The organism is Stenotrophomonas nitritireducens, assembly GCF_050984405.1.
Classification (GTDB): domain Bacteria; phylum Pseudomonadota; class Gammaproteobacteria; order Xanthomonadales; family Xanthomonadaceae; genus Stenotrophomonas; species Stenotrophomonas nitritireducens_B.
Genome location: NZ_CP158790.1, coordinates 2819868 through 2843927 on the forward strand (window position 1 = coordinate 2819868; position 24060 = coordinate 2843927).

Sequence of the window (24060 nt, forward strand, 5' to 3'; positions counted from 1 at the left end):
CGCTTCCCTGCTCCCGCCTACTCCCCTTTTCAAGAGATCACCGCAATGACCAAGCAAATCCAGGACGCCTACATCGTCGCCGCCACCCGCACCCCGGTGGGCAAGGCGCCCAAGGGCATGTTCCGCAACACCCGCCCCGACGACATGCTGGCGCACGTGCTGCGCAGCGTCGTGGCCCAGGCGCCGGGCGTGGACGTCAACCGCATCGATGACGCGATCATCGGCTGCGCCATGCCGGAAGCCGAGCAGGGCATGAACGTGGCACGCATCGGCGTGCTGCTGGCCGGCCTGCCGAACACCATCGCCGCGCAGACCGTGAACCGCTTCTGCTCCTCCGGCCTGCAGGCCGTGGCGCAGGCCGCCGACGCGATCCGCCTGGGCAACGCCGACCTGATGCTGGCCGGCGGCACCGAGTCGATGTCGATGGTGCCGATGATGGGCAACAAGATCGCGATGGCACCGAGCGTGTTCGACAACGACCACGTCGCCATCGCCTACGGCATGGGCATCACCGCCGAGAAGGTCGCAGAGGAATGGAAGGTGTCGCGCGAGGAACAGGACGCCTTCGCCCTGGCCTCGCACCAGAAGGCCATCGCGGCGATCCAGGCCGGCGAGTTCAAGGACGAGATCAGTCCGTACGAAATCGTTTCGCACCAGCCCGACCTGGCCGATGGCCAGCGCATCATCACCCGCAACAAGGTCGCCGACACCGACGAAGGCCCGCGCCCGGATTCCTCGGCCGAAGGCCTGGCCAAGCTGCGCCCGGTATTCCGCAACGGCCAGTTCGGCGGCACCGTCACCGCCGGCAACTCGTCGCAGATGAGCGATGGCGCCGGCGCCGTGCTGCTGGCCTCGGAGCAGGCGATCAAGGACTACGGCCTGACCCCGCTGGCGCGTTTCGTCAGCTTCTCGGTAGCCGGCGTGCGTCCGGAAGTGATGGGCATCGGCCCGATCGCCGCGATCCCGAAGGCGCTCAAGCAGGCCGGCCTGACCCAGGACCAGCTGGACTGGATCGAGCTCAACGAAGCCTTCGCCGCGCAGTCGCTGGCGGTGATCCGCGATTGCGGCCTGGACCCGGCCAAGGTCAATCCGCTGGGCGGCGCGATCGCCCTGGGCCACCCGCTGGGTGCGACCGGCGCGATCCGTACCGCGACGCTGCTGCATGGCCTGCGCCGTCGCCAGCAGAAGTACGGCATGGTGACGATGTGCATCGGCACCGGCATGGGCGCGGCGGGTATTTTCGAGGCGCTGTAAGGTTCAAGGCGTTGCCGGCTGACTGCTGGTTGGCTGCGGGGCCCCAGGTGAGTGAGGCTGCCCGGGACACGCCGCAAGTACATCCATGTAGGCTTGGCAGCGGCTTGCTCGTGTGCGCTGTCCTGCGCACACGGCAAGACCGGGGTTGGGCGTCCTGCCCAACCCGCCCGAGGCATGCCTCGGGCCCATGCCGCTGACCGTCCCGGCCAGCCTCACCCACCCGCGCCATCCAACGTTCCGCGCGGCGGAGGGTTTAGCAAAGGCAAGGTCAAAGGCCGGGATCAGAGCCCTTTGCTGCGCAAAGGGCTCTGACCCCGCACGAGCAAAAAAGGCAGCCAATGGCTGCCTTTTTTGCTTTTGCTCTTGCCTTTGATTCCGCCCTTCCCGTCCGCGCGCGCAGGAAACCTGACAGGCGGGACGGGTGGGCCTTTGCAGGACCGTTCGCCGCATGGATGCGGCGACCGAGCCCCCATGGACGGGTTTAAGGCGTGTCCTGCAAAGGCCCACCCGTCCCGCCCATCACGTATCAATCAAGGCGCCGCGAACGGAGCGCTTGATAAACCTTATTCCGCCAGCATCGCCGCCAGCTTCTCCCGCGCTGGGCCAGCCAACTTCGGGTTGTCCAGCGCGAAGCGGATCGTCGCTTCCACCAGCCCCAGGTGCGTACCGCAGTCGAATCGGGTGCCCTCGAAACGGTAGGCATCCACCTCTTCGGTCTTCAGCAGCGCCGCGATCGCGTCGGTCAGCTGGATCTCGCCGCCGGCCCCGCTGCCGGTCTGCTCCAGCAGTTCGAAGATCTTCGGGCTCAGTACGTAACGGCCGACCACCGCCAGGTCGCTCGGCGCGTCCTCAGGCTTGGGCTTCTCCACGATCTGCGAGATGCGGCCCTTGCGGCCATCGAACGCCTCGGTGGCGACGATGCCGTAACTGGCCGTCTTCTCGTGCGGCACGTCTTCGACCGCGATCACGCTGGCGCCACTGGCCTCGTTGAGGTCGGCCATCTGCTTGAGCGCACCGGCGCCGCGGCTCCAGATCAGGTCGTCGGGCAGCAGCACGGCGAACGGCTCGTCGCCGACCACCGCCTTCGCGCACAGCACCGCATGGCCCAGGCCCAGCGCCTCGGCCTGGGTCACGAAGACCGCCCGCACGCCTTCCGGCAGCACATGGCGGATCATCTCCAACTGCTCCTGCTTGCCGGCACGCTCGAGCTTCTGCTCGAGCTCGTAGGCCTTGTCGAAATAATCCGCCACCGCATGCTTGTAGCGGTTGGTGATGAACACCAGGGTATCGCAGCCGGCCTCGATGGCCTCATCGACGGCGTACTGGATCAACGGCCGGTCGATGATCGGCAGCATCTCCTTGGGCACGGTCTTGGTGGCGGGAAGAAAGCGGGTGCCAAGACCTGCGACGGGAAACACCGCCTTGCGAATGCGTTGGGACATCAGTTCCTACCAGCCTCTTTGGAGGGAAACGGGACAATGTTGGTGTTCGCGCGCGACTCCGCCGTTTCCTGCACCGGCGAATACTCGGGAATGACCGCCGAAAGGATCGCCTGCATGGTCTCGGCATCATAGCTGGCCACCGCTTCGCGCAACCGCGGCAGGCTGCCGAGCACGCGCTCGGCGGAGAACTCGCGCACCCCGGCCTCCAGCACCTTGGGGTGGGCGGTGGGCCGGCTGTTCTCGTCGGCGTAGAAAAGACGTTCGTGCAGCTTTTCGCCCGCGCGCAGCCCGGTGTAGACGATGGCGATGTCGGCGCCCGGCTGCTTGCCGGCAAGACGGATCATCTGCTCGGCCAGCACCCGGATCAGCACCGGCTCGCCCATGTCCAGCATGTAGATCGCGCCGCGCGAGGAAGAGGCCGCCGCCTGCAGGATGAGCAGGCAGGCCTCGGGAATGGTCATGAAGTAGCGGCTCACTTCCGGGTCGGTCACCGTCACCGGCCCGCCCTTGCGGATCTGCTCGCGGAACAGCGGAACGACGCTGCCCACCGAACCCAGCACGTTGCCGAAGCGGACGGTGACGTAGCGCGTCCCGCCCTTCTTCTGGTTCAGGCTCTGGCAGATCATCTCCGCATAGCGCTTGGTGGCGCCCAGGGCATTGGCCGGATCGACCGCCTTGTCGGTGGAGATGAACACGAAGTTGTCGACGCCGTGCTCCTGGCACGCCCGCGCCACGCACTCGGTCGCCAGCGTGTTGTTGCGGATCGCCTCGCGCATCTGCCCTTCCAGCAGCGGCACCTGCTTGTAGGCGGCGGCGTGGAAGACGGTGTCCGGGCGATACAGGGTGAGCGCGCGGCGCACGACCGCGGCATCGCCGCAGTCGCCCAGCACGCATTCGATCTCCAGGTGCGGGAAGTTGCGGCACAGCTCGCTCTGGATGTTCAGCATGAGGATCTCGCTGATTTCCAGCAGCACAATCCGGTTCACGCCGTGCCGCGCGCATTGGCGGCAGAGTTCGGAGCCGATGGAGCCGCCCGCACCGGTCACCATGACCGTGCGCCCGCGCAGCCAGCCGCGGATCAGCTCCCAGTCCGGCTGTATCGGCTTGCGGCCGAGCAGGTCCTCGATGGCCACTTCCTTGAGCTGCCCGGGCAGCGTGTTCCCTTCCAGGACGTCGCTCAACCGCGGCACCGTCCTGAACGGCAGGCCCGTGCTCTCGCAGAGCGCGACGATGCGCTGCATGCCGGCCGCGTCCAGCGTGGGAATGGCGATCACCAGCAGCTTCGCCGCCGTTTCCCGGGCGACGGAAGCCACGTCCGCGATGTTCCCCAGGATCGGAATGCCCTGCAGCTTGGCGCCTTTCAGGTGCGGGGAATCGTCGAGCAGCCCGACAGGTTCATAGTCGCCGGACCGGCGCAGGTCCTTGACCAGCGCTTCGGCCGCATGCCCGGCGCCCAGCACCAGCACGCGACGCGCGCGCGCGTCGGAATGGATGGACTGGTAATCCTTCCATGCGCGATACAGCAGCCGCGGACCGCCGAGCAGCGCCGCCAGTGCGAACGGGTAGATCGCGAGCACGGACATGGGAATGCCGTCCAGGCGCTTGTAGCTGAACACCAGGACGATCGCGCCCAGGCCGATGAAACTGGCCTTGAAGATATTGACCAGGTCGGTGACGCTGGCAAAGCGCCAGAGCCCGCGGTACAGGCCCACGTAGCGGAATGCCAGCGCCTGCAGGAGCATCACCACCACGACATCGAAGCCCAGCAGCGGGAGGGTGGGCGCGACGTCCAGCATCGCGTACCGGGCCACATGCAGCAGCTGCCAGCATGCCCAGACCATGAACAGGTCGTGCAGCATCACCGCGATGCGCGGGAAATTTCCAGCCAGCCGTTGTTGCCATACCACCATCGGGTACTTTCCTTATCGAAGGACCTTGTTCCGCAAAACCCACCAAAGGCACGCGCCGGACGCGCCCCATGCCATGGCCGCCACGTGGCTCCAGGGCGAAGGAAGCCGGGCGGAAACAAGCACCAGCGCGATTCCGGCAACGCCGAACAATGCGTAGCAGGACGTGACCATGGCGTGACTGCGACCGGACTTCACCCAGCGTTGGTACAGGTGCTGGGTATGGGCTTCCATCCAGCGCTCTCCCCTGAGCACCCGCCCTGCCAGGGTGAGGCCCGCATCGACGAGGAAAGCGGCCAATGGTATCAGCAGCACGCTCCACGGCGCGTTCCCTGTCCCTGCTCCCAGCGCCGCCAGGCCGGCCAGCAGATAGCCGAGTGCACCGCTGCCGACATCGCCCATGAAGATCCGGGCTCTGGGAAAGTTGAAAGGCAGGAACCCCAGTACGCCGGCGGCCAGGACGAGCGCAAGTCCGGCGAGGGGCGCAGGCAGCAACAGGGCGTAAGCCACCGAGGCCAGCAACGCCTGCGTCGCCGCCAACCCGTCGATGCCGTCCATGAAGTTCCAGATGTTGATCAACGAGACGGCCAGCACGACGCTGAAAGCCGTCCGGAACGCATCGCCCGTCCAGTACCAGACAAGCGCGCCGAGCAGCAGGCCGGCCACGACGTGCACGGCCAGTCGCGGAAGCGCCGGCAGCGGCCGATGGTCGTCCCACCAGCCGATTCCCGCCACCATCACCAATCCCGCGGAAAAGAGGACCAGCGTGCCGGCGAGCGCCGGGAAAAGCGCGCCCACGCCGAGGTACGCCAGCAGCTGGGAGACGACGATCGCGATGCCGCCGCCGCGTGGCGTCGCGACCGCGTGGCTCCTGCGCTCGCCCGGCTGATCCAGCAGCTGCCGGCGCAGCGCATAGGAACGGGCGGCGGCCGTCAGCGCGGCCGCGACGAGCGCGACCGCCAGCAGCCCCGGGACCATCACCGCCGGCTGCATGGATCAGAGCACCGCGTAATTCAACAGGGGCTTGACCGTCCCCCATTCCTTGCAGCTCGGGCACTGCCAGTGGTGGGTCCGCGCACCGAAGCCGCAGCGCGTGCAGCGGTAGGCGGGGTTGCGCACCAGCAGCTGGTCGGTGATGTGCTTGAGATCCTGCAGCGTCGCCACAGGGTCGGCGCCCTCCGCCAGGGTCAGGTCGATCAGCGCCGATTCGCCGCGCACCGACGGGCGATCCTTCAACTGGCGCCCCAGGTAGGCGCGCGCGGGGCCGGCGCCCTCCTGCTCTTCCATCAGGCGCGACAGCGCCAGCACCGGCGCGATGCCGCGGTAGTGCTCGGCCATCTCCGCCAGGAACGCGCGCGCGCCCGCCAGGTCGCCCACGTTGCGGTAGTTCTTGAGCAGCTGCGGCAGGATCTCCGGCAGATAGTCCGGATCGTTGCGCGCGGCCCGCTCGAAAGCGCGCACGGCTGCCTCGTCGTTGCCGAAATCGCTTTCCAGGCGCCCTTCGATGATGCCGGCGCGCACGCTCATGGCGTCGGCCGCGTTGGCGCGGCCGATGGCCGCACGCGCATCGTCCAGGCGCCCGGCGGCGCGATAGCGCTCGGCCAGCTCGCACTCGAACTGGCCGATCAGCTTGCCCATGGGCTCGTCGGTCACCTGTTCGTAGCGGGTCGCGTTCTCGATCGCCTTTTCCCAGTCGCGCTCGGCCTGGTAGATGCCGATCAGGTGTTTGAGCGCCTGCGGCGCACGCTGGTCGATGCGCGCCAGGTCGGTGAACACGGTCTCGGCGCGGTCCAGCAGGCCCGACTTCATGTAGTCCTCGCCCAGGGCGAGCAGCGCCTGCACGCGCTGCGCATCGGACAGGTCGTTGCGGTTGGCCAGCCCCTGGTGCAGGCGGATGGCGCGGTCGACCTCGCCGCGGCGCCGGAACAGGTGCCCGAGCGCGAGCTGCGTCTCGAAGGTTTCCTTGTCCAGCTCGGCGATATGCAGGAACAGCTCGATCGCCTTGTCCGGCTGCTCGTTGAGCAGGTAGTTCAGGCCGCGGAAATAGGTGCTCGACAGGCGGCTGACCTGGTTCTCGCTGTGGCGCTGCCCGCCGCGCCGGCCGACGACCCAGCCGCAGAGCGCGGCGATCGGCAGGAACAGGAAGAACCAGAACCACTCACTGATAAAGGCCATCTTCGATCAGCGTCCGTCGAAAGGGGAAGGCGCCTGCGGTGCGGGCGCGGCGCCGGGAGCGGCCGCCTTGCTGGCGCGCCGCAGCTTCGCGTAAAGGGGAATGACCATGCCGGCCACGACCAGTCCGCCGCCGACCAGCGCGCCCAGCAGCAGTGAAACGATGATCGCGATTCCCGACGTGGTCTTCAGCGCCCAGAACGCCAGGCTGATATCGACAGGCTGCGAGTTGAGCGAACCGATCACCAGGCCGCCGACCAGGACGGCCAGCAGAATCAACAGACGGACAGCCTTCATGCGGCAGCCTGCTCCATGTCCATAGAGCCACTAGCTTAACGGCCGTGACGCCGATCCGCAGCAGCCGGATCAAAAAAACCGCCAGAGGGATCTTGGCATCGCTTGCCGATGACCGGCAGGGTTGCCACCACGAGGGAGGCAACAAGGAAACCCAGGCGGAGGAAACTCAGGCCGGATCGCTTTCCAGCGGCACGACGCCGCTCACGCGCTCACGCAGCTCCTTGCCCGGCTTGAAATGGGGGACATGCTTGCCCGGAAGGGCGACCGATTCGCCGGTCTTCGGGTTGCGCCCCATGCGCGGCGGCCGGTAATGCAGCGAGAAGCTGCCGAAGCCACGGATCTCGATGCGGTCGCCGGAAGCCAGCGCGCCGCCCATCATCTCCAGCAACGACTTCACGGCCAGATCGACATCATCGGCCTTCAAGTGCGCCTGGTGGCGCGCAAGGATTTCGATCAGCTCGGATTTGGTCATTGCGGACTCGTCACGAAGGTAAAACCCCCGAAGCGGCCCGGACTTTCGTCCGGGCCGCCAGGTTGCATCTACGACAAGCTCGAAGGCCGATTACTCGGACTTGTTGCCGCCCAGCTGCGCGCGCAGCAGCGCACCCAGGCTGGTGGTGCCGGCAGCGGCTTCGGTCGAGGACTTGTTGTACTCGGCCAGCGCTTCGGCGGTTTCGGCTTCGTCCTTGGCCTTGATCGACAGCTGCATGGTACGGCCCTTGCGGTCCATGCCCACGAACTTGGCTTCGACCTTGTCGCCGACCTTCAGGTGCTGCGAGGCATCGTCCACACGGTCGTGGCTGATGTCGCGGGCCGAAACGTAGCCTTCGATGCCGTCGGCCAGTTCGATCACGGCGCCCTTGGCGTCGACTTCCTTCACCACGCCTTCGACCTTGGAGCCCTTCGGATTGGCGGCCATGTACTGGCCGAACGGATCCTGCTCCAGCTGCTTCACGCCCAGGGAGATGCGCTCGCGCTCCGGGTCGACGGCCAGGACGACGGCGTCCAGGGTGTCGCCCTTCTTGAAGTTGCGGACCACGTCTTCGCCGGTGGTGTTCCAGCTGATGTCGGACAGGTGGACCAGGCCGTCGATGCCGCCGTCCAGGCCGATGAAGATGCCGAAGTCGGTGATCGACTTGATCTGGCCGGACACCTTGTCGCCCTTCTTGTGGGTGGCGGCGAAGGTTTCCCACGGATTGGCGGCAACCTGCTTCATGCCCAGCGAGATGCGGCGACGCTCTTCGTCGACGTCCAGCACCATCACTTCGACTTCGTCACCGACCTGCACGACCTTGGACGGGTTGACGTTCTTGTTGGTCCAGTCCATCTCGGACACGTGCACCAGGCCTTCCACGCCCGGCTCGATCTCGACGAACGCGCCGTAATCGGTGACGTTGGAGACCTTGCCGAACACGCGGCTGTTGGCCGGGTAACGACGCGAGATGTTGTCCCACGGATCCTCGCCCAGCTGCTTCAGGCCCAGCGAGACGCGGTTGCGCTCGCGGTCGAACTTCAGCACGCGCACGTCCAGCTCGTCGCCGACGTTCACCACTTCGGACGGATGGCGCACGCGCTTCCATGCCATGTCGGTGATGTGCAGCAGGCCGTCGATGCCGCCCAGGTCCACGAACGCGCCGTAATCGGTCAGGTTCTTGACGACACCCTTCAGGATCGCGCCTTCCTGCAGCTTGTCCATCAGCTGCTCGCGCTCTTCCGAGTGCTCGCTCTCGACGACAGCGCGGCGCGAAACCACGACGTTGTTGCGCTTGCGGTCCAGCTTGATGAGCTTGAACTCCAGCTCCTTGCCTTCCAGGTAGGCCGGGTCGCGCACCGGGCGCACATCGACCAGCGAACCGGGCAGGAACGCGCGGACATCCTTGATGTCAACGGTGAAACCACCCTTGACCTTGCCGCTGATGCGGCCGGTGATGGTTTCGTTCTTTTCCAACGCTTCTTCCAGCTCGTCCCACACCATGGCGCGCTTGGCCTTCTCGCGCGACAGGACGGTTTCGCCGAAGCCGTTCTCGATGGAGTCCAGCGCGACCTTCACCTGGTCGCCCACGCCCACGTCGATTTCGCCAGCGTCGTTACGGAACTGTTCGATCGGCACGATGCCTTCGGACTTCAGGCCGGCGTTGATCACCACCACGTCGCCGCGGACGTCGACGACGGTGCCGACGACGATGGCGCCCGGCTTCAGCTTGGCCAGATTGGCCTGGCTGGCTTCAAACAGTTCTGCAAATGATTCGGTCATTGGATTTACTCAATTGAACACATGGGCAGGTCGCTCCCTTCGGGGAATGCGTACCGCCCGCCTGTTGGTCGACCCCGTGCAAGCGGCCGTGTGTAGAGTGGAAAAACCGCCGTGCACCCTGCACGACGGAGCCTTGTACAACTTCTGTTTTGTATGCGACTGCGGCCGTCACCGGCCGCTCCCGCGGAACCGTCTGGTCACGCTTCCGATGAGGGAAGCAGGCCCAGCACCTTGGCAACGACGTCGTCGATGCCAATACCGCTGGTGTCGATGAGGACGGCGTCATCGGCCGGCCTCAGGGGCGCCACTGCGCGCTGTGCATCACGGGCGTCGCGGGCCATGATCTCGCGCAGGAGGTCGTCAAAGTTAACCGAAACCCCTTTTTCTTTCAACTGTTTATGCCGCCGCTGCGCCCGTTCCTCGGCGCTGGCGGTCAGGAATACCTTGAACGGGGCGTCCGGAAAGATGACCGTGCCCATGTCGCGGCCGTCGGCCACCAGGCCCGGCGCCACCCTGAATGCGCGCTGGCGCTCCTTCAGCGCCGCCCGCACTTCGGGGATGGCCGCGATGGCCGAGGCCAGCGCGCCGGTCGTCTCCAGGCGCAGCTCGTCGGTCGCGTCGGTGTCGTTGACCAGCACCCGCAGGCTCTCGCCCCGCTCGAGGAAGCGGATACGGGTGTCGAACGTGCAGCGCACCAGCGCCGAGGCGTCGGAGGTGTCGATGTCCGCCCAGCTGGCGGCAACGCCCACCGCCCGGTACAGCGCCCCCGAATCCAGGTAATGCCAGCCCAAGCGGTGCGCGACGATGCGGCTCACGGTACCCTTGCCGGCCCCGGACGGGCCGTCGATGGTGAGGACGGGGGGAAGTGGGCTCATCTGGGGCCTTCGCTGAACGGGAATCGAGCCATTCTAGCGCTCCGTCCGGCCCGGCCGTCGCCGATTGCACGCAACCACTTGAACCCACATGGAATTGCCCGGTAGAATGGCGGGCTTGAACGAGCGTCAACCTGCATATCCGCGGCTACGCTCCCTGTAGAACTCCAACGTATCCGCCGAGGTATGCCATGAAAGTCCTGTCCTCCCTGAAGTCGGCGAAGGCCCGTCACCGTGACTGCAAGGTGGTTCGCCGTCGCGGCAAGATCTTCGTGATCTGCAAGTCGAACCCGCGTTTCAAGGCTCGCCAGCGCTGAGCCGGCCGGCGCAAGCCGCCAGCGGAATCCGCAAGGATTCCAGCCTTCGCAGAAAGCCGCCTCCGGGCGGCTTTTTGCATCCTCGTCCCGCGCTCACGGCAGGCGGCGTATCTTCCCTCCAGCACGGCCGCCTGCGGTTGTCTGGAACAGAGCTGTCCGCCGCTTTATCGCCGCCGTGTTTTTGCTGTAATCGCCACTTGTCCTCCGGGGAGAAGCGACCATGAAGCAGACCATCCGGGCCTTGGCCCTGACCGCCGCGATCATCGCGGCACCCAACGCGGCGATGGCCGACACCCTGCTGATCGAGCGGGTGCAGGAAAAGCCGGCCGCCGCCCTGCCGGCACGCGGCGAATCGATGGAGCAGGTGCAGGCGCGTTTCGGCGCCCCAGCCGAGCGCCTGGAACCGCGCGGCGGCCAGAAGCGCCAGTGGCCGACGATCAACCGCTGGGTCTATCCAGCCTTCACCGTCTATTTCGAGAAGCAGCGCGTGATCGACGTGGTCGCCAACCAGGCCGGCGCCGACGAGATCGGACCGAAGCCGCCGATCCGCTGATCGACGCAGTTCCCGGAGCGCCCTGCCGCGCCACCGGGACAACCGCCCACCCGCGCCTCCCGGTACAGGGAGGCCGACGAACGCCCCGGATACCGCTCCGGGCATGAGCCGAGTAGCCCCCGCAATGACCGATGCACTTCGTTTCCCCGCAGAGTGGGAGTCCCAGTCCGGCGTCCTGATCGCCTGGCCGCATGCCGATACCGACTGGGCCGAGCGCCTGGCCGAGGTCGAGGAAACCTACATCGCCCTGGTCGCAGCCATCACCCGCTTCCAGCCGGTGCTGATCTGCGTGGCCGACGACGACATCGAGACCTATGCGGAAATGCGCCTGCGCTCCAACCGCATCGACATGGGCCGCGTGCGCTTCATCACCGCGCCGTACGACGACACCTGGCTGCGCGATTCCGGCCCGATCACCCTCAAGCGCGCTGGGGGCGGCTTCGAGCTGCTGGATTTCCGTTTCACCGGCTGGGGCGGCAAGTTCGAGGCGAGCCTGGACGACCAACTGGTCGGCGTGCTGCACGAAGCCGGCGCGTTCAACGATGCGCAGGTGCGCAGCATTCCGTTCGCGCTGGAAGGCGGCGCCATCGACACCGATGGCGACGGCACCCTGCTGACCACCTGGCGGTGCCTGCACGAACGCCACCCCGAGCGCGACCGTGCATCGCTCGGCGCCGACATGGCGCAGTGGATGCACCAGCAGCGCGTGCTGTGGCTGGACCACGGCTACCTGGAAGGCGACGACACCGACGCGCACGTCGATACCCTCGCCCGCTTCGCCTCGGCCGACAGCATCGTCTACCAGGACTGCGACGATCCGCAGGATTCGCACTACGCCGAACTGCGGGCGATGGGCGCCGAACTGGCCGCGCTGCGCACCCTCGACGGCCGGCCATACCGCCTGTTCCCGCTGCCGTGGGCGCAGCCGGTGATCGACGAGGGCCGCCGCCTGGCGGCCTCCTACGCCAACTTCCTGATCATCAACGGCGCGGTGCTGATGCCGGCCTATGGCGACCCGGCCGACGACGCGGCGCGCGACGTGCTGGCGCAGGCCTTCCCGGGCCGCGAGATCGTGCAGGTGCCGTGCCGTCCGCTGATCTGGCAGAACGGCAGCCTGCACTGCATCACCATGCAGCTGCCCGGCGGGCTTCTTGGCTGATGCCGGGAAGCCGCCGGCGCCCGCTACTCGGACGCCGCGCCCCGGCTTTTCGACGCCAATCCGCACCCGCGCCTCCGACGCGGGTAGCCCCCTGCTAAGGGGCTGTTGTCCCATCCTGTTTACAATGCCCGCATGAAGACCAACTCCCTGACTGTCGCCCTGATCCAGGAACGCAACCACGGCGATGCCGCCGCCAACCTGGCCGTCATCGAGGCCCGCGTCGCCGAGGCCGCGGCGCAGGGCGCCAGGCTGGTGCTGCTGCAGGAACTGCACAACGGCCCGTACTTCTGCCAGCACGAATCGGTGGACGAGTTCGACCTGGCCGAGCCGATCCCCGGCCCGAGCACCGAGCGCCTGGGCACGCTGGCGAAGAAGCACGGCGTGGTCATCGTCGGCTCGCTGTTCGAGCGCCGCGCTCCCGGCCTGTACCACAACACCGCGGTGGTGTTCGAGAAGGACGGCACCCTGCTCGGCAAGTACCGCAAGATGCACATCCCCGACGACCCGGGCTTCTACGAGAAGTTCTATTTCACCCCGGGCGACATCGGCTTCAAGCCGATCGACACCTCGGTGGGCCGCCTCGGCGTTCTGGTGTGCTGGGACCAGTGGTATCCGGAAGCCGCGCGCCTGATGGCGCTGGCCGGCGCAGAACTGCTGCTCTATCCCACCGCCATCGGCTGGGACCCGGACGACGCGCAGGACGAGAAGAACCGCCAGCGCGACGCCTGGGTACTGAGCCACCGCGGCCATGCCGTGGCCAACGGCCTGCCGGTGCTGTCGTGCAACCGCGTCGGCCACGAAGCTTCCCCGCTGGGCGCCTCGGGCATCCAGTTCTGGGGCAACAGCCATGTGCTCGGCCCGCAGGGCGAGTTCCTGGCCGAAGCCGGCGGCGAGCCGACCGTGCTGGTCTGCGAGGTGGACCTGCAGCGCAGCGAACACGTGCGCCGCATCTGGCCGTTCCTGCGCGACCGTCGCATCGACGCCTACGGCGACCTGCTCAAGCGCTACATCGACTGACCGGGAAACCTGCGCATGGCCGTGCACATCCGTGATGCCGGCGCGGCCGACATCGCCGCCATCGCCGCGATCTACGCGGTCGAGGTGACCGACTTCGTCAACACCTACGAATACGAGGTGCCGGACGAAGCGGAGATGCTGCGGCGCATGCAGGACATCCTCGCCCGCGGTTTCCCTTACCTGGTCGCCGAAATCGACGGCCAGGTCGCAGGCTACGCCTACGCCAACACCTACCGCAGCCGCGTCGCCTACCAGTGGACGGTGGAGAACTCGGTCTATGTCGATGCCCGCTTCCAGGGCAAGGGCGTGGGCGGCGCGCTGCTGCAGGCGCTGATCGACGCCTGCACCGCGCGCGGCTTCCGGCAGATGGTGGCGGTGATCGGCGAGCCCACAAATACCGCCTCGATCCGGCTGCACGAACGCTTCGGCTTCCATCTGGTCGGCGTGTTCCGCGGCCTCGGCCGCAAGCATGGCCGCTGGCTGGACACCGTGCAGATGCAACGCGCGCTCGGCGATGGCGCCGGCAGCGCTCCCTCCAATGAATGACGCGATGACCGATACCCTTCCCGAAACCGGCGAACTGCTCGCCGGCCAGCCGCTGCGCATCGTCGAACGCGATGGCGTGCGCTACACCCTGCTGGGCACCGCCCACGTTTCCGCCGCCAGCGTGCAGGCAGTGGAACAGGCCATCGGCAGCGGCCAGTACGACGCCGTCGCGGTCGAGCTCGACCCGCAGCGCCTGCAGGCGCTGACCAACCCGGACGCGCTGGCGCAGCTGGACCTGATCGAGGTCATCCGCAAGAACCGGATCGCCCTGTTCGCCGCCAACCTGGCCCTGGCCGCCTACCAGCGCCGGTTGGCCGAGCAGCTGGGCATCGAGCCGGGCGCCGAGCTCAAGCGCGCGGTGATGCTGGCGCAGGAGCATGGCCTGCCGGTCCACCTGATCGACCGCGACGTCGGCCTGACCTTCCGCCGCGCCTCGCAGCGGCTGGGCGTGTTCGGCAAGCTGAAACTGGTCGCCGGCCTCGGCGCCGGCCTGTTCTCGTCCGAGGACGTGGGCGAGGACGAGATCGAGAAGCTCAAGCAGGGCGACATGCTCGAATCCAGCTTCGGCGAGTTCGCCAGCGAGAGCCCGGAACTGTACGAGAGCATCATTGGCGAGCGCGACCGCTACATGGCCACGCGCCTGCGCGAGGAACGCACCGATGCCCAGCGCAACGTGCTGGCGGTGGTCGGCGCCGGCCATCTCGCCGGCCTTGCGCGCTACCTGGAAACCGACACCGAGGCTCCGGGTCCGCTGCGCCAGTCGCTGGAAGCGGTGCCGAAGAAGCGCAACATCCCCTGGGTCACGCTGACCATCCTGGCCGTGGTGCTGGCCGGCATCGGCGTCGGTTTCTGGAAGGGCGGCATGGACATGGGCGCGCACATGCTGGCGACCTGGGCGCTGTACACCGGCGGGCTGGCGGGGCTGGGCGCGTTGCTGGCCGGCAGCCATCCGTTGAGCATCCTGACCGCGATCGTGGTGGCGCCGTTCAAGCCGTTCCGCCTGAGCATTCCCACCGGCGCCTTCTCCGCGCTGGTGGAAACGCGCCTGCGCCGCCCGGCCTACCGCGACTTCCTGCAGCTGCGCGACGACGCGCAGACGCTCAGGGGCTGGTACCGCAACCGCGTCACCCGCGTCGTGCTGACCTTCATGCTGACCAACCTGGGCAGCATGCTGGGCCTGTGGCTGACCGGTTTCACCGTCTACGGCAAGCTGGTGTGACCCACGGGCCTGCGCGTGGCCGCGGCCGTCAGGCGCGCGGCCATCGCCAGGCCAGGCCCACGATCAGCAGGCACAGCACGATCTCGATGCCGCTGTAGGCCAGGTAGAACCACCACGCGCCCGGCATCGTGAGCGCGACGAAGGTCGCGTAGAACAGGGCCAGACCGATGCCGAGCCAGCGCACCAGGCGTGCCGGCAGCGCCAGCGACAGGAACACCATCAGCCCCGGCACCGCCAGCAGCAGCGCGACGAACAGCAGCGAGCCCTGGCTGCTCGGCCCCATCGGGCCGGCGCCGTCGAGCATGTGCTGCAGTTTTCCGGGCCGGTACAGGCCGAAGTAGTCGCCGTAGAGGTAGCAGAACGTGAGGCTGGCCCACAGGGCCGACAGCTTCAGGCGCAGCGGAAGCGGCGGATCGGACAGCGTGCGGCGGGAACTTGTCTGCATGGGGGTGGCCTCAGGAAGCAAGGGGAGATGACGCGCCCGTACGTCCGGCGCGCAACCCGAACAGCAGCAGCCACAGGCAGGTGCCGATCTCGCCAACCGCGGCCGGCAGGGTCATGTAGCCGGAAATCCACCAGTCCGCGTAGCCCGGTACCAGCAGCTCGGCGAACACATCCAGCACGTAGCCCAGTCCGCCCAGCACCAGCAGCGCGCCCAGCACCCGCGGCAGCCGCCGCGAGCGCAGCACCAGCCAGCCCAGCGGCAGCAGCCACAGCCCCCAGAACACGCGCACCAGCTGCATGCCGCCGCGATAGGCCTTCAGCGCCGCGTGCGCCAGCTGCTGGCGCTGTTCCGGCGACAGCAGCTGCGCGCTGTCGGCATCGGTCAGCAGGGACAGCGCCTGCAGCCGGTGCGACAACGCCGCCAGGGCCAGGGGAACCGCCATCACCACGAACGCCACCATCAGCGTCGCCGCCGCGCGGTTCACATCCTTGAAGCCGCGGTACAGCGCCAGGGCCAGCAGCAGGAAAGCGACCTGTTCGACGAGGAAAGCCGCCACGCCCTGCCGGAACAGCGCCTGCCGCGCGACGACGTTGTCCAGCACCGCCTGCGCATCCGGGCCGGCGAGCTGCCCCGGCACATAGGCCAGGCAGAACAGCCCGGTGAGGACGACGACCAGGTACAGCACGCCGGCGAGCCGGCCGCCGGCGGGACGTGCATGTGGCATTGGCGATCTCCTGGAAGAAGCGTTCCCGGCCGGAATGGCCGGGAACGGAACGGGTCACTCCTGGACCGGCGCCGGCCCGGCGTCCCTGGTCGGCGACAGGCCACGCGCCCGGCGCACCAGCCGGGCGGTCCCCATGCGCAGGTCGTCGAGGATGGCGTAGATGGTCGGCAGGAACAGCAGGCTGACCACCGTGGAGAACGCCAGGCCGCCGGCGATGGCGCGCGCCATCGGGTAGTACGGCGGCATGCCGTCGGCGGTCTGCGTGTTCAGCGCGATCGGGATCATCGCCAGGATCGCCGTGCCCATCGTCATCATGATCGGGCGCAGGCGTTCGCGGCTGCCTTCCACCAGCGCATCGGTACGCGCCACGCCGCGCCGGCGCAGGTTGTTGATGTGCTCGATCATCACGATGCCGTTGTTCACCACCACGCCCATCAGCACCAGGATGCCGATCACCGCCATGATGTTCATCTCGGTGCCGGTCAGCCAGAACAGCCAGTACACGCCGAACACGGAGAACAGCACGCACGACATGATCGCGGCGGGGAACAGCAGGGATTCGAACACCGCGGCCATGATCACCACCATCAGGATCAGCGCGATGAAGATCGCCCGCACCATCTGGTCCATGCCGTCGAAGTTGATGTTGAAGCTGCCGCCGGCGAAGGTGTAGCCGTAGCCCGGCGGGAACTGCACCTTGTCCAGCGCGTCCTCGACCGACTTGCGCGCCACGTCCATCGGCACGTCCTTGGCCAGGCCGGCCTCGACCCGCAGCATGGTCTGCCGGTTCAGGCGCTGGATGGAACTGGCCGCCGGGTTGACGTTCACGTCCACCATCGCCAGCAGCGGCACTTCCTTGCCGGCGGCGGTACGCACCATGAAGGACGACAGGTCCTCCACGCCATAGCTCTCCGAGCCGGCGAAGCGCACGTTGACCGGGATCTCGACGTCGTCGCGGTGGAAGTCGCGCAGCGACGAGCCGCGCAGCGCCATGCCGACGAACTGCGCCACCTGCTGCGCGCTGAAACCGTACGCGGCGGCGCGCTCGCGGTTCACCCTCACCGCCAGCTCGGCGTTGGCGTCGCCGATGTCCACGCGCACGTCGCGCAGCTTGGGATCGCGCGCCAGGATCGGCACGATGTCGTCGGCCAGTTCGCGCAGGGTCTGGCTGGAATCGCCGATCAGGCTGAAGCGCAGGCCCTGCCCTTCGCTGCCCATGCCGCCGGGCCAGCCGATGCCGATCTTGGCACGCGCCGACTGCGGCAGCCCCTTGCGCACTTCCTCCTCGATCTTCTTGCTCTGCTCGCGGTCGTCGACGTCCAGGTACAGCCGGGTCTGCGCCCAGCCCTGCTCGGCGTAGCGGCTGTAGACGCGCTCGATCCGGAACTTCTCGCGGTTGGCGTTGACGAAGTCCTCCACCCGCTGCACTTCCTTGCCCATCTCCTCCTTGGAATAGGCGCCCTTCCACTGGTAGAAGATGTTGATCTCGTCCGGCTTGTTGTTCTCCCCGCCGCCGGTGGTGTGGGTCATCGGCCAGATGCTCACCAGCGACACCAGCACGATGCCGGCCACGCTCCAGCCGCGGTTCTGCAGGGTCCAGCGCAGCGCGCGCGCGTAGCGTTCCTGCAGGCGGCCGATCAGCGGCGACTTCACCGCCGGCGGGGTCTTCATCCGCGCCGACAGCATCGGGATCAGGCTCACCGCCACCAGCCACGAGGCCAGCAGCGAGACCGAGATGGTCACCGCCAGCTGCGACAGGTAGATGGTGATGATGTTCTTCTCGCCGAACATCATCGGCAGGAACACCACGCAGTGGCACAGGGTGCCGGCCGACAGCGCGATGGCGACGTGGCGGGTGCCGATGATCGAGGCCATCGCCGGCTGCCCCGGGTATTTCTCGCGCTCCTGGTAGATGCTCTCCACCACGACCACGGCGTTGTCCACCAGCATGCCCACCGCCAGCAGCAGGCCCATCATCGAGATGATGTTCAGGCTGATGCCGGTGAAGTACATGAAGCCCAGGGTCATGATGAAGCAGATCGGGATCGCCATCGACACCATCAGCGTCGACGGCCAGTGGCGCAGGAAGGCATACAGCACGATCACCGACAGCAGCAGGCCGATGGCGCCGGCCTCTGCGAGGGCCAGCAGCGAGCTGGTCACGGCCTTGCCCGAATCCCACGCCACCTCGATGTCGATGCCGCGCATGGCCGGGTCGTCCGCCAGCGCCTCCACTTCCCTGCCGACTGCGCGCGACAGGTCCACCAGGTTGGCCGAACGCTCCTTGTAGATGTCCACGCCGACGCTGGGCTTGCCTTCCATCCGCCGCACGTAGTTCATGCGCTGCGGCTGCAGGCTGACCTCGGCGATGTCGGACAGGCGCGTGCCGCGGTTGTTGACCGGCAGGTCGCGCAGTTCCTGCACTTCCTGCAGTTCGCCCCTGGGCTGCACGCGCAGGCGGCGGCCTTCCTCGGTGATCTGCCCGGCGGAGACGGCGAAGTTGGCCGCCTGCAGCTTCTGCACCAGTTCGTTGAGCGCCACGCCGTGGGCGCTGATGCGGTCCTTGTCCAGCGCCACCAGCACTTCCTGCTTGGCCACGCCTTCCACTTCGACGCGGGCGACGCCGGGCAGGCGCTCCAGGCGCTGCTTGATGGTGCGCTCGATCATGTCCGCGCGCGCGGTCAGGTCTTCCTTGCTGTTCAGGCGCAGGCTGATCGCTTCCTGGTCGCTGGTGCTCCAGCGCTGCACGTAATAGCGGCGGAAGTCGTCCGGGAGCTGGTCGCGCACCGCGTCGATGCGCTCGCGCGCCTCGGACGCGGCCATGGCGATGTCTCGGTTCCAGTCGCTGAACTCGACCTGGATCTGCCCGCCCTCGGCGTTGGCGCGCGCGTTCATCGACTTGATGCCGGGCATCGTGGCGATGGCTTCCTCGACCGGCCGCAGCAGGTTGCGTTCGACCTCCTCCGGGGTCGAGCCGGGATACGGCAGCGAGACGAAGAAGAACGGGATCGAGGCTTCCGGCTCGGACTCCAGCGGCAGCTTGAACGCGGCGATCAGGCCGATCACCACCATCGACACGAACAGCATGATGGTGGTGACCGGGCGGCGGATGGACAGCTCGGTGATGTTCATCCGGATCAGTCCTTGAGGCCGCCGATGGCGTCGTGCTCATGCGCCAGCACCTGCTCGGCCTGGGCCATCGCCTGGCGGGCGCGGCGGCCGCGCTCGGCGTAGTACTCGTCCGGCTTGCGGTCCAGCAGGTCGTACACCACCGGGATCACCAGCAGGGTCAGCAGGGTGGACACCAGCAGGCCGCCGATCACGGTGATCGCCATCGGCGAGCGCACTTCCGCGCCTTCGCCGAAGGCCAGCGCCAGCGGCAGGAAGCCGAACACCGCGCACAGGGTGGTCATCATGATCGGGCGCAGGCGCGAGCGCGCGCCCTCCACCAGCGCCTGGCGCTTGGCCATGCCCTCCTCGCGCAGCTGGTTGACCTTGTCGATCAGGATGATGGCGTTCTTCACCACCAGCCCGACCAGCAGGATCAGGCCGATGAACACCACCACCGACACCGGCGAACGCGCCAGCAGCAGCGCCGCCACCGCGCCGACCAGCGCCAGCGGGATGGTGAACAGGATCACGAACGGGTGCAGCAGTGATTCGAACTGCGAGGCCATCACCAGGTACACCAGGAACACCGCCAGCCCGAAGGCGAACAGCAGCGAGCGGATCGATTCGCCCAGCTCCTGGCCCTGTCCGCCGATGTGCATGCCGACGTCGGTGCCCAGCGGGTTGCGGGCGACCATGTCCTGCACCTCGGTGATGGCCTTGCCCAGGTCGATGTCGCGCAGGTTGGCCGAGACGATGGCCACGCGGCGCTGGTCGGCGCGATGGATCTCGCTCGGGCCGGTGGTGGCGACCACGTCGGCCACTGCACCCAGCTCGATCGGCTTGGCGCCGGTCGGATTGACGATCAGGCGGCGGATGTCGTTCACCGAGGAGCGCTCGGACTCCTGCACGCGCACCAGCACGTCGATCTTGCGGTCGCGGAAGCTGTAGCGCGTGGCGACGTTGCCCTTGACCTTGTTGACCACCGCGTCGGCGATCTGACGCGTGGTCAGGCCCAGCGCCGCGGCGCGGTCCTGGTCGAACACCACCTGGATCTCCGGGAAGCCCTGCTCGACCGTCGACTTCACGTCGGCGTAGTGCGCGTTCTGGCGCAGCATGCCCGCCAGGCGGTTGCCGGCCACGCGGATGTCCTCCAGGTTGTTGCCCTCGATTTCGATCTCCAGCGGCGGCGACAGCGCGAACAGCTCCGGGCGGGCGAAGTCGACCTGCGCCGACGGCCAGGCCTTAAGGGTCTGGCGCAGCTTCTCGGTCAGTTCCGGCTCGCGACGGGTGTCGTTCATCACCACCGACAGCTTGCCGATGTTCTCGCCGCTCTCCGTCGGGCTGGCGTCGAGCCGGGTGCCGGTGCCCGACACGCCGTACAGCAGGCGCACGCCGTCCTCCTTGGCATGCGCGCGCTGCACTTCCCGCACCAGCGCGTCGGTCTGCGCCAGCGGCGTGCCCGGCGGCAGCTTGGCGGTCATCTCGAAGCGGTCCTGGGCCAGCTGCGGCAGCAGGTCCACGCCCAGCAGCGGCAACGCGGCCAGGGTCAGGCCGAAGGCCAGCGTGGCGAAACCCAGCACCGGCCACGGCCGCTTGAGGGCCGCCGGCAGGACGCGCAGGTAGCCGGCCTCGGCGCGGCCGTAAGGGGCCATCGCCAGGTCGCTGGCCTTGCGCATCACCGGGCCGACCACCGCGGCGATGCCGCGGAAGAGGCGCACCACCAGCCACGCCGCGGCGAAGAAGCCGTAGCGGAACAACCCGCCCACGCCGCGACCCGCATAGGCCGCCGGCTTCTTCCAGCGGCTTTCCGGACGCCACGGCTGGCGCGGCGCCTCGGCCGGGAATTCCAGCGGCGGACGGCCCTTCAGCGCGCTGAGCATCGGGATCAGGGTCATCGACACCACCAGCGACACCGCGATGGCGATCGACACGGTCAGCGCCTGGTCGCGGAACAGCTGGCCGGCGATGCCCTCGACGAACACCAGCGGCAGGAACACCGCGATGGTGGTCAGGGTCGAGGCGACCACCGCCATGAACACTTCGCGGGTGCCCTTGATCGCCGCCTCGAGAATGCCCATGCCGCGCTCGCGCGCCTTGGCGATGGACTCCAGCACCACGATCGAATCGTCCACGACCAGGCCGGTGGCCAGCGCCAGGCCGCCCAGCGACATCACGTTCAGGCTCAGCCCCAGCTGGCCCATGAAGAAGAACGTGGCGATGATCGAGATCGGCAGCGACAGCGAGATGACGAAGGTGCTCCAGCCGTCGCGCAGGAACAGGAAGATGATCAGGATCGACAGCAGGCCGCCGATCACCGCGTCCACCTTGACGTCCTTGATCGCGTGGCGGATGAACACCGACTGGTCCTCGACCAAGGTCATCTCGATGTCCTTGGGCATTTCCTTGCGGATCTGCGCCAGCCGCGCTTCCAGCGCGTCGGCGGTGGCCACGGTATTGGCGTCGCCTTCCTTGTACACGGCCAGTTCGACCGCTTCGTGGCCGGCGCTGCGGATCACCGCCTCGCGCTCCTTGTAGCCCTGGCTTACCTGGGCCACATCCTTCAGGCGCACGCTGGGCGCGCTGCTGCTGCCGTCGCTGCGCAGCGCCGCGATCACGTTGGGGTCGCTGCTGCCGAGGATGGCCGACATCAGCTGGCGGTTGTCGCCGGTGGCGCTGGTGGAGCTGGAACCACTGGCGGTGGTCAGCAGCATCTCGCGCATCTGCTCGACCGTGGTGAACTGGTTGACCGTGCGCACCAGGTAGCGCTGCGAGCCTTCTTCCAGGCGGCCGCCGGACAGGTTGACGTTCTCCTGCTGCAGGCGCTGGATGACGGTATCCAGCGACAGGCCGAGCGCGGCCAGCTTGCGCTGGTCGATGTCGACCTGGATCTCGTCCTCCAGGCCGCCGCCGACCTTGACCGCGGCCACGCCGCTGACCGGCTCGAGCTTGCGCTTGAGGTCCTCGTCGGCGTAGCGCCGCAGTTCCATCAGCCGGCGCACCGCATCGGCCTCGCTGCCCGCGTCCTGCTTCGAGGAAAGCGCCAGGCGCATGATCGGCTGCGTGGACGGGTTGAAGCGCAGCAGCACCGGCGGCTTGGCCTCCAGCGGCAGCTGCAGCGTTTCCATCTTGTCGCGCACGTCCAGCCCGGCCTGCTGCATGTCCGTGCCCCAGGCGAACTCCAGCACCACGTCGCTCTGGCCGGTGCGCGAGATCGACTTGAGCTTGCGCAGGCCCTTGACGATGCCCAGCGCTTCTTCGGCCGGCTGCGAGATCAGCGTCTCGATCTCCGCCGGCGCGGCGCCTTCGTAATCGGTGCGCACGGTGAGCGTGGGATAGCTCAGGTCCGGCAGCAGTTCGACCTTCAGGCTCGACAGCGAGATCAGGCCGAACAGCACCAGGGTCAGCGTCATCATCGCGATGGTGACGCGGCGGCGGGTGGCGAACTCGATCAGATCGAAACCGCCGCCGCCGGGAACCGACGGATCCCGCGCACTCATTGCTTGGCCGCCTGTGCGGCCGGCGCCTTGGCCGGCGCGGCGGACGCGACCGCCTTCTCCTTGCCGATCACCTGCACCGCGCTGCCCTCGCGCAGCGCCGCCTTGCCGGCCACGACCACTTCGTCGCCCGCCTTCAGGCCCTCGCGCACCTCGATCCAGCCGGCCTCGTCGTAGCCGAGCTTGAGCTGGGTGCGCAGCGCCTTGCCGTCGCGCACCACGTACACGGCCGGCTCGCCGCCGTCTTCCAGCAGGGCGGTGCGCGGCACCACCAGCGCGTCGGCGCGCTGGTCGTAGTTGATGCCCAGGCGCCCGAACATGCCCGGCTGCAGATCGCCTTCGCCGGAGAACGCCGTCACCACGCGGAACGTGCCGGTGCCGGTATCCACCACCGGCGACACGCGGTCCACCACGCCGGCGAATCGGCGCCCCGGCAGCGCGTCGGCGACCAGTTCCACCGCCTGCCCGGGCTTGAGCTTGGCGATCTCGCGTTCGGGCACGTTGAGCGTGGCTTCCAGCTTGCCGGCGTCGACGATGCGGATGATCGGCGAGTTGATCTGCACGAAATTGCCCGGCTTGATGTCGCGCGAAGCGACCACGCCGGCGATCGGCGCCACCACCGTGGTGTAGGACAGTTCCAGCGTCGCCATCCGGTACTGGGCGCGCGCGTTCTCCAGGTCGAAGCGCAGCTGGTCCACGTCGGCGGCGCTGACCAGCTGCTGGTTCACCAGCTTCTGCGCGCGCTGGTAGCTGTTCTCCAGCTTGCGCATCTGCGCCTCGCTCTGCGCCACGGCCAGGCGCGCGCGGTCCGGATCCAGGCGCACCAGCGGCTGCCCGGCGCGGACATGCTGGCCCTCCTCGACCATCACCGCCAGGGCGACGCCCGAGGTCTTGGCCACCACCTGCGATTCGGCGCGCGCTTCCAGCGACGCCGTGCCGGTGTAGCTCGCGGCGATGGCGCGGCGCGCCGCCTTGGCCACTTCGACCGGAATCGCGTCGCTGGCCTTCTGCTCTTCCTTGGGCTTGTCCTTCGCCTCCTCGCCGCCTGCCTTGCAACCTCCAAGCAGCAACACCGTGGTGACGAGCAGAGCGGCGGCGCAGCTTCCGGTGCGGCCGTACGGAGTGAGGAGTCGCGACATCGTGGGGTCCCTGGGATGCAGTGGCTGGTGTTGTAGCAAAGTATTGCACCACCCCACGGCGACACCATGCGCCAAAGGTCATGCCTTCATGCGGCATCGCAGCATTCATGAATGGTTCCGAACCGGTGAATGCGCGGG

Annotated in this window: 20 protein-coding genes; 7 read left to right on the forward strand and 13 right to left on the reverse strand. The window is 67.9% G+C overall.

What is annotated here, in order from left to right:
* Positions 1 to 45: 45 nt before the first annotated feature.
* Entirely contained in the window at positions 46 to 1254 is a 1209-nt protein-coding gene (locus ABTV91_RS12525) for an acetyl-CoA C-acyltransferase (protein WP_433851739.1), read from the forward strand.
* Between the two features lie 563 nt (positions 1255 to 1817).
* On the opposite strand, the gene galU is transcribed toward ABTV91_RS12525, so the two are convergent.
* The 8 genes from galU to cmk all read right to left on the reverse strand — a co-directional run bounded on the left by galU (position 1818) and on the right by cmk (position 10201).
* The gene (gene galU, locus ABTV91_RS12530; protein ID WP_433851740.1) at positions 1818 to 2696 is read right to left on the reverse strand and encodes a UTP--glucose-1-phosphate uridylyltransferase GalU; all 879 of its coding nucleotides are present in this window, start codon (positions 2694 to 2696) and stop codon (positions 1818 to 1820) included.
* Positions 2696 to 4606, reverse strand: a complete 1911-nt coding sequence (locus tag ABTV91_RS12535) for a polysaccharide biosynthesis protein (RefSeq protein WP_433851741.1) — start codon at positions 4604 to 4606, stop codon at positions 2696 to 2698. The genes galU and ABTV91_RS12535 overlap by 1 nt, the downstream gene beginning before the upstream one ends.
* A 12-nt stretch (positions 4607 to 4618) precedes the next feature.
* Positions 4619 to 5596, reverse strand: coding sequence for a lipopolysaccharide biosynthesis protein (locus ABTV91_RS12540; RefSeq protein ID WP_433851742.1), 978 nt, complete (start codon positions 5594 to 5596; stop codon positions 4619 to 4621).
* 3 nt (positions 5597 to 5599) lie between these two features.
* Positions 5600 to 6778: a lipopolysaccharide assembly protein LapB gene (lapB, locus tag ABTV91_RS12545; RefSeq protein WP_433851743.1), complete on the reverse strand. Its 1179-nt coding sequence runs from the start codon at positions 6776 to 6778 to the stop codon at positions 5600 to 5602.
* A 6-nt stretch (positions 6779 to 6784) separates the two neighbouring features.
* Positions 6785 to 7072 (reverse strand): lipopolysaccharide assembly protein LapA domain-containing protein, encoded by a 288-nt coding sequence (locus tag ABTV91_RS12550; protein ID WP_433851744.1) that lies wholly within the window; start codon positions 7070 to 7072, stop codon positions 6785 to 6787.
* Positions 7073 to 7238: 166 nt separating this feature from the next.
* Entirely contained in the window at positions 7239 to 7544 is a 306-nt protein-coding gene (locus ABTV91_RS12555; protein WP_153190226.1) for an integration host factor subunit beta, read from the reverse strand.
* 90 nt (positions 7545 to 7634) lie between these two features.
* Positions 7635 to 9326 carry a 30S ribosomal protein S1 gene (gene rpsA, locus ABTV91_RS12560; protein ID WP_054666289.1) on the reverse strand — a complete coding sequence of 564 codons (1692 nt, stop codon included), beginning with the start codon at positions 9324 to 9326 and terminating at the stop codon, positions 7635 to 7637.
* 197 nt (positions 9327 to 9523) lie between these two features.
* Positions 9524 to 10201: a (d)CMP kinase gene (gene cmk / locus ABTV91_RS12565; RefSeq protein ID WP_433851745.1), complete on the reverse strand. Its 678-nt coding sequence runs from the start codon at positions 10199 to 10201 to the stop codon at positions 9524 to 9526.
* A gap of 188 nt (positions 10202 to 10389) precedes the next feature.
* Here cmk and ykgO point away from each other — a divergent pair, with 188 nt between their 5' ends.
* The 6 genes from ykgO (at position 10390) to ABTV91_RS12595 (ending at position 15009) form a co-directional block, all read left to right on the forward strand.
* The gene (gene ykgO, locus ABTV91_RS12570) at positions 10390 to 10515 is read left to right on the forward strand and encodes a type B 50S ribosomal protein L36 (protein ID WP_005409283.1); all 126 of its coding nucleotides are present in this window, start codon (positions 10390 to 10392) and stop codon (positions 10513 to 10515) included.
* Positions 10516 to 10735: 220 nt separating this feature from the next.
* A complete protein-coding gene (locus tag ABTV91_RS12575; protein WP_433851746.1) occupies positions 10736 to 11068 on the forward strand; it encodes a hypothetical protein in 333 nt (110 codons plus the stop codon).
* 124 nt (positions 11069 to 11192) lie between these two features.
* The gene (locus tag ABTV91_RS12580; protein ID WP_433851747.1) at positions 11193 to 12227 is read left to right on the forward strand and encodes an agmatine deiminase family protein; all 1035 of its coding nucleotides are present in this window, start codon (positions 11193 to 11195) and stop codon (positions 12225 to 12227) included.
* A gap of 132 nt (positions 12228 to 12359) precedes the next feature.
* The gene (locus tag ABTV91_RS12585) at positions 12360 to 13244 is read left to right on the forward strand and encodes a carbon-nitrogen hydrolase (RefSeq protein WP_433851748.1); all 885 of its coding nucleotides are present in this window, start codon (positions 12360 to 12362) and stop codon (positions 13242 to 13244) included.
* 15 nt (positions 13245 to 13259) lie between these two features.
* A complete protein-coding gene (locus ABTV91_RS12590; RefSeq protein WP_433851749.1) occupies positions 13260 to 13790 on the forward strand; it encodes an N-acetyltransferase family protein in 531 nt (176 codons plus the stop codon).
* Entirely contained in the window at positions 13783 to 15009 is a 1227-nt protein-coding gene (locus ABTV91_RS12595; protein WP_433851750.1) for a TraB/GumN family protein, read from the forward strand. The genes ABTV91_RS12590 and ABTV91_RS12595 overlap by 8 nt, the downstream gene beginning before the upstream one ends.
* A gap of 28 nt (positions 15010 to 15037) precedes the next feature.
* Here ABTV91_RS12595 and ABTV91_RS12600 read toward each other — a convergent pair whose 3' ends face one another.
* Genes ABTV91_RS12600 through ABTV91_RS12620 form a run of 5 tightly spaced genes read right to left on the reverse strand, consistent with a single transcriptional unit; the run spans position 15038 to position 23922 of the window.
* Positions 15038 to 15454 carry a DUF6326 family protein gene (locus tag ABTV91_RS12600; RefSeq protein ID WP_433851751.1) on the reverse strand — a complete coding sequence of 139 codons (417 nt, stop codon included), beginning with the start codon at positions 15452 to 15454 and terminating at the stop codon, positions 15038 to 15040.
* 10 nt (positions 15455 to 15464) lie between these two features.
* Positions 15465 to 16178: a DUF4386 domain-containing protein gene (locus ABTV91_RS12605; protein WP_433851752.1), complete on the reverse strand. Its 714-nt coding sequence runs from the start codon at positions 16176 to 16178 to the stop codon at positions 15465 to 15467.
* 54 nt (positions 16179 to 16232) lie between these two features.
* On the reverse strand, positions 16233 to 19310 hold the full coding sequence (locus tag ABTV91_RS12610) for an efflux RND transporter permease subunit (RefSeq protein WP_433851753.1): 3078 nt from the start codon (positions 19308 to 19310) through the stop codon (positions 16233 to 16235).
* Positions 19311 to 19315: 5 nt separating this feature from the next.
* A complete protein-coding gene (locus tag ABTV91_RS12615) occupies positions 19316 to 22786 on the reverse strand; it encodes an efflux RND transporter permease subunit (protein WP_433851754.1) in 3471 nt (1156 codons plus the stop codon).
* On the reverse strand, positions 22783 to 23922 hold the full coding sequence (locus ABTV91_RS12620) for an efflux RND transporter periplasmic adaptor subunit (protein ID WP_433851755.1): 1140 nt from the start codon (positions 23920 to 23922) through the stop codon (positions 22783 to 22785). The genes ABTV91_RS12615 and ABTV91_RS12620 overlap by 4 nt, the downstream gene beginning before the upstream one ends.
* Between the last annotated feature and the right edge of the window lie 138 nt (positions 23923 to 24060).

Coding starts and splice junctions, on each gene's coding strand:
- galU (WP_433851740.1), bottom strand. CDS start 2,696: ATGTCCCAACGCATTCGCAAGGCGGTGTTTCCCGTCGCAGGTCTTGGC.
- lapB (WP_433851743.1), bottom strand. CDS start 6,778: ATGGCCTTTATCAGTGAGTGGTTCTGGTTCTTCCTGTTCCTGCCGATC.
- ABTV91_RS12575 (WP_433851746.1), top strand. CDS start 10,736: ATGAAGCAGACCATCCGGGCCTTGGCCCTGACCGCCGCGATCATCGCG.
- ABTV91_RS12535 (WP_433851741.1), bottom strand. CDS start 4,606: ATGGTGGTATGGCAACAACGGCTGGCTGGAAATTTCCCGCGCATCGCG.
- cmk (WP_433851745.1), bottom strand. CDS start 10,201: ATGAGCCCACTTCCCCCCGTCCTCACCATCGACGGCCCGTCCGGGGCC.
- rpsA (WP_054666289.1), bottom strand. CDS start 9,326: ATGACCGAATCATTTGCAGAACTGTTTGAAGCCAGCCAGGCCAATCTG.
- ABTV91_RS12590 (WP_433851749.1), top strand. CDS start 13,260: ATGGCCGTGCACATCCGTGATGCCGGCGCGGCCGACATCGCCGCCATC.
- ABTV91_RS12555 (WP_153190226.1), bottom strand. CDS start 7,544: ATGACCAAATCCGAGCTGATCGAAATCCTTGCGCGCCACCAGGCGCAC.
- ABTV91_RS12525 (WP_433851739.1), top strand. CDS start 46: ATGACCAAGCAAATCCAGGACGCCTACATCGTCGCCGCCACCCGCACC.
- ykgO (WP_005409283.1), top strand. CDS start 10,390: ATGAAAGTCCTGTCCTCCCTGAAGTCGGCGAAGGCCCGTCACCGTGAC.
- ABTV91_RS12610 (WP_433851753.1), bottom strand. CDS start 19,310: ATGAACATCACCGAGCTGTCCATCCGCCGCCCGGTCACCACCATCATG.
- ABTV91_RS12600 (WP_433851751.1), bottom strand. CDS start 15,454: ATGCAGACAAGTTCCCGCCGCACGCTGTCCGATCCGCCGCTTCCGCTG.
- ABTV91_RS12540 (WP_433851742.1), bottom strand. CDS start 5,596: ATGCAGCCGGCGGTGATGGTCCCGGGGCTGCTGGCGGTCGCGCTCGTC.
- ABTV91_RS12620 (WP_433851755.1), bottom strand. CDS start 23,922: ATGTCGCGACTCCTCACTCCGTACGGCCGCACCGGAAGCTGCGCCGCC.
- ABTV91_RS12595 (WP_433851750.1), top strand. CDS start 13,783: ATGAATGACGCGATGACCGATACCCTTCCCGAAACCGGCGAACTGCTC.
- ABTV91_RS12550 (WP_433851744.1), bottom strand. CDS start 7,072: ATGAAGGCTGTCCGTCTGTTGATTCTGCTGGCCGTCCTGGTCGGCGGC.
- ABTV91_RS12615 (WP_433851754.1), bottom strand. CDS start 22,786: ATGAGTGCGCGGGATCCGTCGGTTCCCGGCGGCGGCGGTTTCGATCTG.
- ABTV91_RS12585 (WP_433851748.1), top strand. CDS start 12,360: ATGAAGACCAACTCCCTGACTGTCGCCCTGATCCAGGAACGCAACCAC.
- ABTV91_RS12580 (WP_433851747.1), top strand. CDS start 11,193: ATGACCGATGCACTTCGTTTCCCCGCAGAGTGGGAGTCCCAGTCCGGC.
- ABTV91_RS12605 (WP_433851752.1), bottom strand. CDS start 16,178: ATGCCACATGCACGTCCCGCCGGCGGCCGGCTCGCCGGCGTGCTGTAC.